Annotated in this window: 16 protein-coding genes; 4 read left to right on the forward strand and 12 right to left on the reverse strand. The window is 44.6% G+C overall.

Going from position 1 to position 14,350, the window contains the following annotated elements:
• Nucleotides 1–6: 6 nt before the first annotated feature.
• A complete protein-coding gene (locus tag ACXACS_RS06325; RefSeq protein WP_269916719.1) occupies nucleotides 7–1,332 on the reverse strand; it encodes an OapA family protein in 1,326 nt (441 codons plus the stop codon).
• A gap of 423 nt (nucleotides 1,333–1,755) precedes the next feature.
• On the opposite strand from ACXACS_RS06325, the gene tyrS reads away from it, so the two are divergent.
• The 4 genes from tyrS to ACXACS_RS06345 all read left to right on the forward strand — a co-directional run bounded on the left by tyrS (nucleotide 1,756) and on the right by ACXACS_RS06345 (nucleotide 5,325).
• The gene (gene tyrS, locus ACXACS_RS06330; RefSeq protein WP_474805235.1) at nucleotides 1,756–2,955 is read left to right on the forward strand and encodes a tyrosine--tRNA ligase; all 1,200 of its coding nucleotides are present in this window, start codon (nucleotides 1,756–1,758) and stop codon (nucleotides 2,953–2,955) included.
• A 383-nt stretch (nucleotides 2,956–3,338) separates the two neighbouring features.
• Nucleotides 3,339–4,046 carry a hypothetical protein gene (locus ACXACS_RS06335; protein WP_474805237.1) on the forward strand — a complete coding sequence of 236 codons (708 nt, stop codon included), beginning with the start codon at nucleotides 3,339–3,341 and terminating at the stop codon, nucleotides 4,044–4,046.
• Nucleotides 4,047–4,111: 65 nt separating this feature from the next.
• Nucleotides 4,112–4,639: an RNA polymerase sigma factor gene (locus tag ACXACS_RS06340; protein ID WP_474805239.1), complete on the forward strand. Its 528-nt coding sequence runs from the start codon at nucleotides 4,112–4,114 to the stop codon at nucleotides 4,637–4,639.
• Complete coding sequence (locus tag ACXACS_RS06345) at nucleotides 4,636–5,325, forward strand: hypothetical protein (RefSeq protein WP_474805241.1); 690 nt, start codon at nucleotides 4,636–4,638, stop codon at nucleotides 5,323–5,325. Before ACXACS_RS06340 ends, ACXACS_RS06345 begins: the two co-directional genes overlap by 4 nt.
• Nucleotides 5,326–5,340: 15 nt before the next feature.
• Here the strand turns inward: ACXACS_RS06345 and ACXACS_RS06350 are convergent, their stop codons facing one another.
• The 11 genes from ACXACS_RS06350 to ACXACS_RS06400 all read right to left on the reverse strand — a co-directional run bounded on the left by ACXACS_RS06350 (nucleotide 5,341) and on the right by ACXACS_RS06400 (nucleotide 14,344).
• Entirely contained in the window at nucleotides 5,341–5,694 is a 354-nt protein-coding gene (locus tag ACXACS_RS06350; protein ID WP_474805242.1) for a DUF1428 domain-containing protein, read from the reverse strand.
• Nucleotides 5,695–5,793: 99 nt separating this feature from the next.
• Nucleotides 5,794–7,152 carry an NAD(P)/FAD-dependent oxidoreductase gene (locus tag ACXACS_RS06355; RefSeq protein WP_474805244.1) on the reverse strand — a complete coding sequence of 453 codons (1,359 nt, stop codon included), beginning with the start codon at nucleotides 7,150–7,152 and terminating at the stop codon, nucleotides 5,794–5,796.
• Nucleotides 7,153–7,191: 39 nt separating this feature from the next.
• The gene (locus ACXACS_RS06360; protein WP_474805246.1) at nucleotides 7,192–7,788 is read right to left on the reverse strand and encodes a GNAT family N-acetyltransferase; all 597 of its coding nucleotides are present in this window, start codon (nucleotides 7,786–7,788) and stop codon (nucleotides 7,192–7,194) included.
• Nucleotides 7,785–8,186, reverse strand: a complete 402-nt coding sequence (locus ACXACS_RS06365; RefSeq protein ID WP_071815818.1) for a DUF2721 domain-containing protein — start codon at nucleotides 8,184–8,186, stop codon at nucleotides 7,785–7,787. The genes ACXACS_RS06360 and ACXACS_RS06365 overlap by 4 nt, the downstream gene beginning before the upstream one ends.
• Before the next feature lie 120 nt (nucleotides 8,187–8,306).
• Nucleotides 8,307–8,711 (reverse strand): rhodanese-like domain-containing protein, encoded by a 405-nt coding sequence (locus tag ACXACS_RS06370; RefSeq protein WP_474805249.1) that lies wholly within the window; start codon nucleotides 8,709–8,711, stop codon nucleotides 8,307–8,309.
• Nucleotides 8,712–8,770: 59 nt separating this feature from the next.
• The gene (locus tag ACXACS_RS06375; protein ID WP_474805250.1) at nucleotides 8,771–9,679 is read right to left on the reverse strand and encodes a cobalamin-binding protein; all 909 of its coding nucleotides are present in this window, start codon (nucleotides 9,677–9,679) and stop codon (nucleotides 8,771–8,773) included.
• A complete protein-coding gene (locus tag ACXACS_RS06380; protein WP_474805251.1) occupies nucleotides 9,676–10,623 on the reverse strand; it encodes a cobalamin biosynthesis protein CobD/CbiB in 948 nt (315 codons plus the stop codon). Before ACXACS_RS06380 ends, ACXACS_RS06375 begins: the two co-directional genes overlap by 4 nt.
• A 1-nt stretch (nucleotide 10,624) precedes the next feature.
• Entirely contained in the window at nucleotides 10,625–11,326 is a 702-nt protein-coding gene (locus ACXACS_RS06385; protein WP_474805252.1) for a 5'-methylthioadenosine/adenosylhomocysteine nucleosidase, read from the reverse strand.
• A 167-nt stretch (nucleotides 11,327–11,493) separates the two neighbouring features.
• Nucleotides 11,494–12,081: a DUF2726 domain-containing protein gene (locus tag ACXACS_RS06390; protein ID WP_474805253.1), complete on the reverse strand. Its 588-nt coding sequence runs from the start codon at nucleotides 12,079–12,081 to the stop codon at nucleotides 11,494–11,496.
• Nucleotides 12,082–12,288: 207 nt separating this feature from the next.
• Nucleotides 12,289–12,732, reverse strand: a complete 444-nt coding sequence (locus tag ACXACS_RS06395) for a hypothetical protein (RefSeq protein ID WP_474805254.1) — start codon at nucleotides 12,730–12,732, stop codon at nucleotides 12,289–12,291.
• 196 nt (nucleotides 12,733–12,928) lie between these two features.
• Nucleotides 12,929–14,344, reverse strand: a complete 1,416-nt coding sequence (locus tag ACXACS_RS06400; RefSeq protein ID WP_474805255.1) for an FAD-dependent oxidoreductase — start codon at nucleotides 14,342–14,344, stop codon at nucleotides 12,929–12,931.
• Nucleotides 14,345–14,350 lie beyond the last annotated feature (6 nt).

A 14,350-nucleotide genomic window follows, 5' to 3' on the forward strand; every position in this document is an offset into this window, starting at 1 on the left:
GCGCAACTATTTCATCGCGAGCATAATACGCTTGTTGTTGTTGAGTTGCTGCTGACGAAGTTTTGCAATTTCCATAAATCTTTCTCGCTCTTCCTTTGCTATGGGTAAAGCTTTTGGCAGCTCTACAGTGCGTGGATTTCTATGCACACCATCTACTAAAAATTCATAGTGAAGATGTGCACCTGTCACCATGCCAGAACTTCCAAGGTAACCGACCGTTTGGCCCTGTTTAACGATGTCGCCCACTTTGACCGCACGTTTTTTAAAGTGAAGGTACTTAGTGGTGTATTTCTCGCCGTGCTGGATAAATACATGATGACCGTTATATTTATCATAGCCTGCTTTGATAACTTTTCCATCGCCAGCGGCCATAATTGGTGTACCAACGGCTGCTACGTAGTCGGTACCACGGTGTGCTTTCCAGCGTTTTTGTACTGGGTGGAAACGTGCCTTCGTGAAATTAGAGCTGACGTATCTGAAATTAACTGGCGCACGTAAAAAGCTCTTGCGCATACTACGACCTTCCGGGGTGTAGTAGGTACCGTCTTCATGAAGGATTGCACTGAACTGTTCGCCTTGGTTGGTAAATTCAGCCGCTACGATATCGCCGTATCCTACGAATTCGCCATCAATGTATTGCTCTTCAAAAACAACGTTGAACGTATCACCAGAGCGTATTTCCATCGCGAAATCTATGTCCCAGCCGAAAATACCTGCCAAATTCATAATTTGGTTGCTGGTAAGCCCAGCATCTCTCGCGGCATTCCAAAAGCTTGAGTGAATTTCACCTTGGGCAAAGTTGTAGCGAATATCTACATCGCGTTTTTCTAATTCAGCGACAAGACTGCTGTTCTCGTCAGTCGAATCCGGACGAACGAAAAGAGTCTCCGTTGAAGATAGCTTGTACTTTAACTCGCCGAAGCTACCGTCTTTGTTCGCTTTAAACGATAATTCGTCGCCAGGCAGTAAAGTAACAAGCGTTTTTGTTAGTTCACCAGCCTGAGTCACATTGTAAACATCGCGCGATGTGAACCCTGCACGCTTAAAAAGCTTTGCTAGGGTATCGCCACTTCGCACTTTATACGTTTGCCAAGTAGACTCTTCTTCATTCGAAAAAACGTCGGTTGACGGTGTAATGTTAAGATCTACAGGGTAGCGGACACCTGCGTCTAAGATATGTGCCTCTTGATGACGGCTAGCCTCTACAGACTCCGACGGCAAAAGGATAAGCCCGCCAAGAAACAAGCTTGCGATAGCAATGCCGGTTCTATGTTGCTTAGGTAAATTTTTATATAAATGTAGCGCTTTAGAAGCGTCTAATTTCTTTCTCATACTACAACCCACCTGAGAAATGTTATGTGCACAACACTATTTCACATACGTTGCTTAAAAATGCAACTTTTCTCATTATTTTGTTAGCGCAAATTGTTACACCCAATAGCTCTTAAACTCGCAATTACATAATGCGCTATCTAAATATCAGTGAATGTAAGGGGAGGGTTGGAGCAAACTCTCCACCGCAGGGAAGCGGTGGCGGAGCGCCCATGGGTGGGGTTACCGCGTGTTTGCGAAAGCCCTTCCCCTCTCTTTCAGTTCAGCTATATTAATACGCTAATTTTGCGTTCAAAGCTGTTGGGTTTAACAACATGACTGTTTGTAATCCTTTTTTGACGCGCAAAGCTTTTAATGGTTCCGTTGTACGCGTAAAATGCCCGCCAATATTGAATGTACAGTTATGTAGAGTGTGATTAACAAATGAAAGATTGGCAAACAGCGATAGCTGAGATTAAACGGGGCGTTGATGAAATACTCCCCGAAGAGGATTTAATTGAAAAACTAAAATCCGGCAAAACCCTAACCATTAAAGCGGGTTTTGATCCAACTGCGCCTGATCTGCATCTAGGTCATACTGTGTTGCTCAACAAGTTGCGTACATTCCAGCAACTAGGCCACAAAGTTGTTTTTCTTATTGGTGATTTTACTGGCCTAATTGGCGATCCTACAGGTAAAAATGTCACACGCAAGCCTTTAAGTAAAGAACAGGTATTAGAAAACGCTAAAACGTATCAAGAACAAGTGTTCAAGATCCTTGATGAAGATAAAACGGAAATTCGTTTTAACTCTGAGTGGATGGACGGTCTTGGTGCGGCGGGTATGATCAAACTTGCGGCAAGCCAAACCGTGGCGCGTATGCTAGAGCGTGATGATTTTAAGAAGCGCTACAACAACGGCCAGCCTATTGCTATCCACGAATTCCTATATCCACTGGTGCAAGGTTGGGACTCGGTAGCCCTTGAGTCAGACGTTGAAATGGGCGGTACTGACCAGCGTTTCAACTTGCTAATGGGCCGTGAGCTTCAAAAAGAGCAAGGCCAAAAGCAGCAGTCAATTGTGATGGTTCCGCTACTTGAAGGCTTAGACGGTGTTCAAAAGATGTCGAAGTCATTGAACAACTACATTGGTATCACAGACGCGCCAAACGATATGTTTGGTAAAGTGATGTCTATCTCTGATGACTTGATGTGGCGTTACTACGACCTTATCAGCTTCCGTCCGTTAGAAGAGATAGCAGAGCTTAAAGCGCGCGTTGAAGGCGGTGAAAATCCGCGTGATATCAAAATCATGTTGGCAAAAGAAATTATCGCTCGTTTCCACGACGATGCTGCCGCTGAAGGCGCGCACCAAGACTTTATTCAACGCTTCCAGAAAAATGCTATTCCTGATGACATGCCAGAGCTTGAAGTAGCGCTAGGTGAAGAAGGCATCGCTATCGGCAATTTATTAAAAGAAGCGAAACTTGTTGGTTCAACGTCAGATGCCATGCGCATGATCAAACAGGGCGCAGTTAAAATAAACGGCGACAAAGTAGAAGACACCCGTTTAGTGCTCACTGAAAAAGGTGAAAACGTGTATCAAGTAGGTAAACGCAAGTTTGCCCGTATCACGTTAGCTTAACGCTTCACTAAGCTAGTATTGGAAAGCCCGCTTATTTAAGCGGGCTTTTTTTTGCCTTAAATATCTCGTTCAAGAAAGGGCGAACTTTCTAAAAAAAGGATTTTTTGCTGATATGCAACAGCGTTGTACTTCCCGTTTGGGCGTGAGGGATTTGCTTTTTATTGTTTAAATGGTTGATTTAATTTTATTTTTAATTTTATTCACTTTTTTTGAAAAAAGTTTGTCAGTTTTTTGTCATAGCCATCGTCTATAGGGGAAAAGTTAAACAATAATCCCAACTGTACGATGAGCAGTTTACGCGTAGCAGCCTGGGTGAAATTCCAATGATACTTAGGTCAACTGACCTTTAAATATACGCTTACGCAATGCGAAAGGATAATGTGATGACAACTGTAACTACAACCCGTGCAACATACCAACAAGTTAACCAAAGTCTTCAAGCTAAAGAAGCGCTCACATGGCTTAAAGAGGGCTGGCAGCTTTTTGCAAAAGCGCCATTTAAACTATTAGGGCTCTCATTTGCTACGCTACTTACTGCTGGCCTTATGCAGGCTTTGGCAGGTCCTGTAGGTTTAGGGATATCTAAATGGGTAAGCCCGCTTTTAGCCACAGTAATGTGGTTGGCCATTGCTAATTTAGCGGTAAAAGGCAAGGTAAGCTTAACGGGCGGAACCGTACGTTCATGGGCAAACATCGCACTTTGGAGTTTAACCGGTCCGTTGATCGCATGGATGCAGTTTCAAATTGGCGCTATGTTAATGGGAGCAGAACCAGTAGCGGCATTAGCAAGCGGTAATGTGGTAGACGTACCGGCGTGGAAAGTAAGCCTAATGATGGGCTCGGCAACACCAATAAACCTACTGCTTTTATTTGTACCTATGTTGCTTATTTTAAAGCATCGTTCACTTTCAGCGTCATTTTCAAATAGTATTGCTACAGTAGCGGGAGCTTATAAGCCAATGTTGGTAATAGGTGCCATGATTTTCTTAACAGTTGCACTTGCACCTTATACCTTCGCACTGTCGGGGTTAGTGTTCGGCCCTGTTGTTTCTTGTGTGTGCTTTATTGCTTACCAACGTTTGTTTCGCTAATCGACAACAAAAAAGTTACCAGCTATTTAATGCGTGGAATTAATAAGAATAAAAATGGAATTGCAGTGAAAGAAACCATTCAAATAGAAAAACTGCTCAGTGAATACGCGCCGCTTATGGCGCGTATTGCCGCAACGTTTGAGGCCAATAAATCACTTCAAGATGAACTGATACAAGAAATGTCACTGGCGGTCTGGCGCGCCTTTGATGGAGCTTCGAAAGGTAGTGATAGTGGCTTTCGCGGTGAGGCGAGTGTGAAAACCTTTGTGGCCAAAATTGCGCATAACAAGGCGGTAGACCACGTAATTAAAGAGCAGCGACACAAAGAGTTCACCCACGACGGAGAATTTGACCCCTCTAATGCACCGGGCGCCGGTTCATCTCGTGATGCGACGTTGCAAGAGAATGCGATGGATCTTATGACAGGCTTACGTCAGCTAGAAATAAAGTACAGACAGGTACTTTCTATGATGCTAGAAGGGTTCAGTCAGATAGAAATAGCCAATATGTTGGGCATCAACGAGGGCGCTGTCGCCAAGCGAATAGCTCGAGCCCGCCAACAGCTTACTCAGGTAATGGAGCAGCAGCCATGAGCGACAACAAAAAAGTGATTAGCGAAGATAAAAAAGCTATTAGCGAGGATAAAAAACTCGTTAGCGAATACAGAGAAGGTGTGCGTGACCAAGAATCAGATACTAGCGCCAACAGCCCGCAAATGAGCGAGTTAGATAAGCAATTTTCACAGTGGCAAAGTGCCTATAAGAATGCAACCCCTTCGGTAGATACAGATTCACTGTTTAAAGAAATCAAAAGCGTGAGGTTTAAACTAAAACTAAAAGGTGCCGTTGATTTGCTACTCGGGCTTGCGGTTTCAGTGTGGTGTTTGACTTTGGTATTGTTTGAGCCGCTCTCCACGTACCAATTTTTGTTATTCACGGTACTGGCGCCTATCCCTGCCGCTTTTGGGGTATGGGGATATCGGGTAAGACAAAAACAGTGGAAAGCTCAAACGTTAGATGTGCATTCGATGCTGTCATTTAAACAAACCCAGCTACAGCAGCAGTTACATTACTGGAAAATTAGTCTTTATGGGTGTGCAGCACTTTGGTGTGGGTTATTTGTATTAGCCATTTTCAACGTAGTCATGTTCAACGCCTATACTCTGTGGGGCACGCAGCTGGTGATAAACAGCGTGGTCGTCTATATCGTATACCGCAGGTACAAAAAGCTAAACGCCGATTTGCCGTCGGCGCTAAAGAAAATAGAGGATATGAAATAGCTGAAACTGATAGTGTTACAATTCCAACATAGGAACGAAGCCCCCGTAAATAAGGCGTTTACCGTCAAAAGGCATGGGGTTTTCGTTCTCCTGCATTCGTGGATCTTCCATTACTTTTTTCCACGCAGTATCGCGTACTTCTTTTGATGGCCAGAACGCGATAGAAAACACCACGGTTTCATTTTCTTTGGCTTGTACCGCTAAAGGAAAAGACGTTATCTCACCGTCGGGTACATCGTCACCCCAAGCTTCAAGAATTTTAGTGGCACCATACTCTTTAAAAATATCGCCAGCGAGTTTGGCGTGTTCAATGTATAACGCTTTGTTTTCTGTGGGAACGGCTACAGCAAAGGCATCGATGTATGACATGAGGTGGCTCCGTCAGTGATTAGAATACTAACATAGCCTAAATAACGAACAGTGCGCAATGGTGAATACGGCAGACTTTTCGTAAACAATCTACTAAGACTAACGCTCTGCAATTTTAGCCCACTGATATAAACCGTGCAGCGCTAGTCTTCTTGCCTTGGGAAATGGATATTTTTTAAGGGGCGATTGATAAATAGGAAGAGATAAGTCGAGGTCGCTTGTGCCCATCATTCGCTGAGCAAGCCGCTGCCCGGCAAAGGCGGCAAAGGAAACCCCTGAACCACAATACCCCATAGCATAACCGATAGAATAAGCAGAACGGTTTGCGTTATTACTGCTGGCTTCACTGTCTACGAAAATACGTGGCATGCTATCTAGCGACACGCTCACCCAACCACTCCAAAAATAATCCATGGCGATTCCGCTAAGTGAGGGGAAGCTTTTAACCATAGCGCGGTATAAGCGCTGCTTCTCTGAAGCGTTATCTGCATCTTTACCTTTTACGGCACCACGACCGCCAAATAACAATCGACCATCTGGCAATACCCGATAGTAGTATTTCATCATTCGCGTATCCATAAAGCTCATGGGGGTGGTCAACCCGGTCGATGCGCGTTGTTCCTTATTTAAAGGGGCGGTAACAAAGATACTCGACTGTACGGGGAATTGCTTATTATCTACGCTGTCGTGAAAGCGTTTGGGGGTATAGGCGTTAGTAGCAATGAGTAAATGCTTAGCAGATACCGAGCCGCTCGGCGTGGTGACAAGGAACCCTGTTTTTTGCTTTTCAATGCGAATGGCTGGTGAGTCGTAAAAAAGTGTGGCACCAAGTTCTTTAGCGAAACTTGCATATTCACTTGCCAGTTTTAAAGGGTGTAAGCATGCACCTTCAAGTTCAATGCCACCGTAAGCCCCGTTTATTCCAAAACGGGCAGCAAGGTCTTTTGAAGTGAGGGTAGTGCTTGGTACATTGAAGCTTGATGCTAGATGATTAGCACTGGCGTATAGTTGCTCGGCTTGCTTAACGTTATGGGCCAATTTTAAATAAGGCCCTTCTACTAAATCGACCTGCATATCAAAGGCTGTAATACGCTTTTTAAGCAAATCCACGGCGCCGTCAAACTCGGCCTGCATGCCCGTAGCAACTGTATGACCCCATTTATCTTCTATAGCGCTTAACGACAGTCTACCGCTTCCAGAGAGGATAAAGCCGCCATTGCGGCCTGCACAGCCGAACCCAAGTGAGTTTGCATCAAGTAGCGTAACATCATGCTTAGCTTGAGCAAGCGTAATTGCAGCAGACAAGCCGGTATAGCCACCCCCGATAACGAGATATTCGGAATCAACCTTTTTGTTCAAAGGCGGCAGTGCTGGCACCTTATGCGTGGCATGCCAGTAGCTTTTGGGCGCGGGAAGCATTGATGAAACGCCGCGGGAAATAAGAGGGTCGTAGGTCATAAAATAAGATGGCTGTGAGCGTTTACGTCATGTTGGGCATTAGAATTGTAGTAGCATTTCCGCACCTTCACATTCACAGTAGCCCTCACAGACTGGGCAATCATAGCCCTCGTGAATAGATGCGTAGCGCCATTTGTTGGCGTGTTTTTTTATCAATTGGCCGCCATTTTTGGTGAAGTATTTAAATGCACTATTGCCCGGGCTTGCCAACCAAATATGCGCTAAACCCGCTTCTGCACCTTGAGCTTGCGCACACTTTATAGACTTGCGTAATAGCGCACTGCCAATTCCACAACCCTGCATGGCGGGGTCTACAGTGTTGCATTTAAAATAACATACGGTATTTGACTCTACGGGCCAAAGAGTAGGCGTACACCACTCATCGGTTTGCCACTGCGTATGTGCAAAGGTAAGCCTGAAACCCACCACCTTATTTTTGTATAGTGCTACCCAGCTAGCATTAGTATTGCCAACAAAACTTTTGGTGTAGTAATCAGCGAGCAACGCATCGGTCAGGTAGTTGTCTCCGTGCACTAAGTTACCAAGAGAAATAACGCCAGCAAAAAACTCAGGCGCTAGCGGCTCGTAGTAAATGTCACTCTGAATTATGTGGCTCAGATGGTTAGAGGGTTTCATACTTTTTCTTTTTGTGGAGCGTTTTTCATCCCATCAAGGTGAACATCTAACGCTTCTACAGAAATTAGAATTTCTCTTACCGACATCCACAATGAATAGAGTAGTGACACTAAACTTGCTGCGAATACCCAGTTTCCCACTTGTTGATAGGTGAGATAAATGGCCAACATTGAGACCACACAAAGAAAAAAGCTGCCCACCCCCGCTATTTGCATACGCTTAATCAGTTGAATGCGCAACCGAAGGTTTTTTATTTGGGCTTGAGTGTTGTCATCTTTCTCTTCTTTTGAAAAGTTTCGGATGATAGTTGCAAGGGTTAAAAAGCGATTGGTATAGGCTAGAAGCAATAAAGAAATTGCCGGAAATAACATAGCCGGAGTAGCAATATCTATTTTCATAGGTGTTTCATGCAATCGTCGAATAAAAAGAGTGTATCACAGGGGATGCGTTACACACAGTTATCAGCTAAGCGCTTGGTTTTTAGCGCATTGCGTGGTTTTCAGGGGAAAGCAACTAGACTACATTCTGTCAACTGTCATGCCTGCCGCGCTCCAGCCTAACATGTCGCCTTCTAAATGCATGACTTCGGAGAAATCGAGTTCTTCCAACACTTTCATCGCCAATTTAGCGCGTCTACCGGAACGGCAGTAAATGATGATAGGTTTGTTTTTGTGGCCTTCTAATTCGCTGAGGTAGTCATTGATGTTCTCGTGGGGCATATTCACGGCACCAGGAATGTGGCCATCGGCAAATTCTTTAGGTGAGCGAACATCAATAAGCAGCCAGTCATTATTAGCCACACGTTCGATAAGATAGGGAGAAGCGGCAACAGAAGCTTGTGCGGTCGCTTTCGCTGTACACTGAAGCGAAACGAATAATGCAACACTAACAATAACTAGAAAACCCGCAACAACAATCCGCATGAAATGATGCTCTTACCTTCTTACTGATATTTTAGACTTAAGTATAACGCTTATGCGTTTTATTTAATACCTTCACATAATGATTTTAGTTCATTTATTAATCGTAGTGAAAAGCGGCTAGTGACATCCGGGTCGACCACAATAAGCGGTGCATCAAGAAACCCGCGATGAGCGCGCCAGAATACTTCTAGGTCTTCGTGTGAACTCTTGGAGGCGGCAATGAGTGCATGAGGTTTGCGAACTAGCACGTCTTTAACCGCTACTTGAGGGTAATCTATCGGGCTATCGTGAAATAGCGTTTGCGCCCCACAAACATTTAATAGTTTATTTCCCCATGCATTGGGGCCAATAGTCATAAGTGGCGCCGTCCATGAATAGTAAAACACTGGTTTACGTGGCTTCTTATCGTATTTTTGTCTTAGGTTTTTTAACTCGCTGAGAAAATCATTGGCGAGCTGGGTGGCTTTTTTTTGCGTGTTAGTAAGTGCACCAAGCCTTTTTATTTCACTAGCAATATCTGTGATATTTCCAACCTTGCTGGTAAATACATTAAGCCCCATTGAAGAAAGTCTATGTATATCCTGAGGTTTGTTACCTCCGTCCCAAGCAAGTATTAAATCTGGTTCTAATGCCACTATTGCCGCAATGTCAGCACCTTGAAAATCGGCTATTCGTTGAATACTCTTGGCAGCTTCTGGATAGTCACTGTAGTCGCTTACACCTACAAGGTTTGACCCTAAACCTAAACTAAATGCCCATTCTGTAAGGTGTGGTGCAAGGCTAATTATTTTTAAGTAGGAAGGTTCCGCATCCAATTGTTCATTTAAACCGCCGGAAGGAAGTTGCTCTTCGTTGGTAATTTTTCTTGTCCCGACGGTAGGCTCTGTTGCTTTGTTGGCATGTGCGCAAATAGGCATTGAGCACAGCATAAAAAAAGAAAAAGCGCTTAGTGCGCGCAATATTTTCATAGCGCGACGGCCATGGCAAACAGGGTTAAAGATGCAAATGCACTCGTTGCTATCATTGCCAAAGTAACCGTGTTTTTAGCTTTTAACATGTGAGAATACTTAACGTCATTTATGCCTCCTACGCGGGCATATCGGATTTTCTTATTGGCATAAATGGCAGGGCCCCCCAGTTTTACATCTAGTACACCACCCATAAGCGCCAGAAGTAGTGACGTCTTATCTTTTACTGGTGAGCGTTTTATAGCGCTAATGCCTTTTACGGGGTGGCTAATCAACAGAGTTATAAAGCCACCAATAGCAGCGGGTGGAAGGGAAAGTAGATAAACCAGTTTGCGAACGGGTTTTGCAAAGAGTGCCATTGCAGGCGTGCGGTAGTGCCATTGCCACGACGTAAGCAAAAGTAACCTATAGATTAATGCGCCTATTGGCCCTGCAACCACAAAGTAAAAAATAACGCCGCAATACAGGTAAAGAAATTTAAGCCAAAGCGACTCAATCGCTGCTTTAGCAATACCAATATCTGTTAGAGAGTTACATTGTCGTGCGGTAATGGTTTGGACCATTTCTCGGGCAAGAGACTTTTTGTTTCTACCTACACTTGCCAGCACTTTTTTATACTGCTGGCGCTGGTAGCCAAAATCGAGCAGCGCGACGAGAATGATTGCTTCAAAGAAAACGGGGTACTGAGCCATATACACTAAGATGGCAATACAAACTACTAAAGGCGCAAGTAAAACTAGAGCGGCTAACGAACCTGAAATGTAGTGTTGAGACGGGCCGAAGTCTCGGGATGGCACTACCTTTCGTCCCATTTGCAAAACAAGATAGCGCATAAGTGTTAGGGGATGTGTACTTTGAGGCCAGCGCCACAATGCGTCTACGGCGAGAGCCAGCCAAAGTACTAATAGCGACTGATATTGCGGGTCGCTAATTACCTCTGTCATATTATTTTGCGAGGGCCTTGATCATTGCCATAACTAGCTGTGCAGAATGCTTAGCAGCAGTGTCTAAATATTCTTTAAAGCTCACTGACGATGTTTTACCAGCAATATCTGATAACGAGCGAATCACAAGAAACGGTGTATCTAGCATATGGCAGGTTTGACCGATAGCCGCACCTTCCATTTCTACCGCTTTCATATCAGGAAAGTTTTCACGCAATTCCGCCACCGCTTCATCGCTCCCGATAAATGCATCACCAGTGCAAATCAAGCCCGTTGTCGATTGTAATGAAGTTATCTCTGCAGCTGCACTACGTGCTGTTTCCATCAATGCGGTATCACAGCGAAAATCTTCAGGCATACCTGCACATTGACCCAGCTTGTAACCAAAATGGGTTAAATCGGCGTCGTGGTGAATAACGTGACTTGCTATCACTAAGTCACCAATATTCAGGTTCTTGTCAAAACCACCTGCAGAACCTGTATTAACAACTGCATCAGGAGCGTACTGCTCAATCAATACAGTGGTAGCGATAGCCGCTGCTACTTTACCAATGCCGCATTTAACCAACACCACTTCAATGTCGTTGAGTGTGCCTTCATAGAATGTAAGGTGTTTCCACTGTGTTTCTTTTACGTTCCAAAGCGATGCTTTAAGTAGCGCAACTTCTTCATCCATTGCACCTAAAATACCAATTTTTTTCATAACATTACCGAGGGTGTTAAGAGAGTTAAAAGCGTGAACACGCTATTGAATGCACTAATTGTATAAGGAAAATAGAGAAACTGACAGAAAAATGCCTTTGTTACCGCTATTTGAGAGTAAGAAAACAGCAAAGTAACAAAGGCTAGGGGAAGCTCTGATTAACCGTATCAGGCGGCAGCTGGTCTGCTTGAACGCACAGGACGGGTAGGGCGCTTAGGTGGTTCTGGGTTGTGCGTAGGTAGCTGTGCCATTTTATTTTGTAAACGGCGAAAAGGAATCAGTTTGTTTTCCAAGCACTCGCGAATATCGTCAACCGTGTAGCCAGATTTAACTTTAATCCTTGCGTGCGGAAGGCCTGCAGCATCTAAAGCGCCCGTTACAAACCAGTCTTTTTGCGTTTTATAGCCTTCTTTGCCTTGGCTGTGAACCAAATCGATAGCCATAACAGGGCTCATATCTTGTTTATCGACCAGTACAAAGTCGAGTTGTCTGCTAGATGCTCTGCTAAGCGCTTGGCTTGCTGTCTTCTTGTTGGTTGATTGACGTACTGATACAAGGTCATTAAGACGTACGCGGCACACTATTCTAAACTCTCGACCCATGGCCTGTTCAATAAGGTTTAAAAAAGTATGCTCTACCGGAGTGAACAGTTGTGCTTTCCGCCTAAATGGAAATGCCACTCCACCGTCTGACAACTTTATGGCACCTAGTGCAACGACTATAAGTAACATCATTAAAATAATTGCCAATTCCATCGTAACCCTCGCAAATATCAATAGAAAAAGTCATGACATGAGTAACTGAAGGTCAGCCTGGCCCAGTGTATATAGCTTAGCGGCATGTGCTTCGTTTACGGCATAGGCGTCATAAAAATGACGCTTATTGCTGTCATGAAGTAGTTATTGATGAAATTGCAAAGCGGGTGCCAACATTAGCTTTGTTGGCAAATTTCTACGATGTATTTATTGATTTTTTGAGGTGACTAGAATATCAACCTGAGAACCGGCATTGTCAGGGCTTATAACTACCCTTACGGCATTATCTTGAGAGGACAATAATGTACGGCCTCTAATAGCTGGATGGGGTTTAAGTAGTGGGTGAGCGCCTTGGTATTCGCTAAGTATCTCACTTGGGGAGCGTGGTGAGTGATAAACCATAACTGCCGACGTGTCTTTTTCGAAGGCTTGGCACTGTCTTGCATCATTAGATATTTTCACCTGCTGGAACTCGGCGGGGCACGACACAATAGAAGGTTGGCTTAAAGACGGCATCGCACCCTGGTTAACTTTTTGCTCATTAACTTGGGCGTTCGACGAAGAATCTACTGAAAGAGTGTCTGCAAAACAGGCACTTCCTGAGGCTAATGCTAAACAAAATAAAAGCTTCTTAGTGTTGACGTGCTTCATAGGTAGGTTCTTCATCCAGTGGGCGATATTCTTAATTCCTTGTTACGATACTAGAGGCGTTGCGCTTTTGCTTCAACTAAACCTTGGTCTATTAAGGTATGTAAGTAGAGCTTTTCGTATCTTCTGTGGCGTGTAAAACAAAAAAGCTCGATAGCGAGGCTATCGAGCTTTTAATGACCAGGAATATTCGCGAAGGTTAAACGCCAATATAATCCATGATACCTTCGGCAGCTTTACGGCCTTCGTCGATAGCGGTAACAACCAGGTCACTACCACGCACCATATCACCACCAGCAAAAACTTGAGGGTGTGAGGTTTGGAAGGCAAACTTACCAGCAGAAGGCGCGCGTACACGACCTTTCTCATCAAGCATAATGCCGAAATCGGCAAACCATGGTGCAGGGCTTGGTTGGAAACCAAATGCAATGATAACTGCATCTGCTTCAAGTACGTGTTCAGAACCTTCTACTTCAACAGGGCGGCGGCGACCATTTACATCTGGCGGCCCCATTTCTGTTTTTACGAACTTAACGCCACAGGCTTTTCCGTTTTCATCAACGGCTATATCAAGAGGCTGTAGATTGAATTTGAATTCAACACCCTCTTCTTTAGCGTTAACTACTTCGCGGCGTGAACCAGGCATACTTTCTTCGTCACGACGATACGCACAGGTTACTTGCGCAGCGTCTTGACGAATAGAGGTGCGTACACAGTCCATAGTGGTATCACCACCACCTAGCACAACAACACGCTTGCCTTTCATGTCAACAAAGTCAGCAGGGTCTTTTTCAAGACCCATTACGCGGTTGGTGTTGGCGATAAGGAAAGGAAGTGCGTCATATACGCCTTCAACGTGTTCGTTATCGAAACCACCTTGCATCGACTTGTACGTACCCATGCCCAGAAATACTGCATCGTATTTATCAAGCAAATCCTGGAACTGGATGTCTTTACCAATTTCGGTATTGAGTACGAACTCAACACCCATCTCGGTAAAAATTTGGCGGCGTAGCTTAATTACGTCTTTCTCTAATTTAAAAGACGGAATACCAAATGTAAGTAGGCCACCAATTTCTTCGTATTTATCGTAAACAACAGGTTTAACGCCGTTGCGAACGAGAATATCAGCACATGCAAGACCCGCAGGGCCTGCACCTACAATCGCCACTTTCTTGTCGGTCCATACCACGTCAGACATATCTGGGCGCCAGCCCATTTTGAATGCCGTATCGGTAATGTATTTTTCAATACTACCGATGGTAACAGCACCAAAATCGTCATTCAGCGTACACGCACCTTCGCAAAGTCTGTCCTGCGGGCATACGCGACCACATACTTCCGGCAAGCTGTTGGTTTTATGAGAAAGTTCTGCCGCTTCTAGAATACGGCCTTCATTTGCCAAGCTTAACCATTGGGGAATGTAGTTGTGCACAGGGCACTTCCATTCACAGTATGGGTTACCGCAGTCCAAGCAGCGATCTGCTTGGCCTTCGGTTTGAGATTGGCTTAGCGGCTGATAAATTTCCGCGAACTCTTGCTTACGTACCATGATCGGCTTTTTAGGCGGATCGATACGTTCAACATCGACAAATTGATATACGTTCTTTGCCATAAACTA

This window comes from Alteromonas sp. AWM4_230, assembly GCF_056158305.1.

Coding starts and splice junctions, on each gene's coding strand:
- ACXACS_RS06325 (WP_269916719.1), bottom strand. CDS start 1,332: ATGAGAAAGAAATTAGACGCTTCTAAAGCGCTACATTTATATAAAAAT.
- tyrS (WP_474805235.1), top strand. CDS start 1,756: ATGAAAGATTGGCAAACAGCGATAGCTGAGATTAAACGGGGCGTTGAT.
- ACXACS_RS06335 (WP_474805237.1), top strand. CDS start 3,339: ATGACAACTGTAACTACAACCCGTGCAACATACCAACAAGTTAACCAA.
- ACXACS_RS06345 (WP_474805241.1), top strand. CDS start 4,636: ATGAGCGACAACAAAAAAGTGATTAGCGAAGATAAAAAAGCTATTAGC.
- ACXACS_RS06350 (WP_474805242.1), bottom strand. CDS start 5,694: ATGTCATACATCGATGCCTTTGCTGTAGCCGTTCCCACAGAAAACAAA.
- ACXACS_RS06355 (WP_474805244.1), bottom strand. CDS start 7,152: ATGACCTACGACCCTCTTATTTCCCGCGGCGTTTCATCAATGCTTCCC.
- ACXACS_RS06360 (WP_474805246.1), bottom strand. CDS start 7,788: ATGAAACCCTCTAACCATCTGAGCCACATAATTCAGAGTGACATTTAC.
- ACXACS_RS06365 (WP_071815818.1), bottom strand. CDS start 8,186: ATGAAAATAGATATTGCTACTCCGGCTATGTTATTTCCGGCAATTTCT.
- ACXACS_RS06370 (WP_474805249.1), bottom strand. CDS start 8,711: ATGCGGATTGTTGTTGCGGGTTTTCTAGTTATTGTTAGTGTTGCATTA.
- ACXACS_RS06375 (WP_474805250.1), bottom strand. CDS start 9,679: ATGAAAATATTGCGCGCACTAAGCGCTTTTTCTTTTTTTATGCTGTGC.
- ACXACS_RS06380 (WP_474805251.1), bottom strand. CDS start 10,623: ATGACAGAGGTAATTAGCGACCCGCAATATCAGTCGCTATTAGTACTT.
- ACXACS_RS06385 (WP_474805252.1), bottom strand. CDS start 11,326: ATGAAAAAAATTGGTATTTTAGGTGCAATGGATGAAGAAGTTGCGCTA.
- ACXACS_RS06390 (WP_474805253.1), bottom strand. CDS start 12,081: ATGGAATTGGCAATTATTTTAATGATGTTACTTATAGTCGTTGCACTA.
- ACXACS_RS06395 (WP_474805254.1), bottom strand. CDS start 12,732: ATGAAGCACGTCAACACTAAGAAGCTTTTATTTTGTTTAGCATTAGCC.
- ACXACS_RS06400 (WP_474805255.1), bottom strand. CDS start 14,344: ATGGCAAAGAACGTATATCAATTTGTCGATGTTGAACGTATCGATCCG.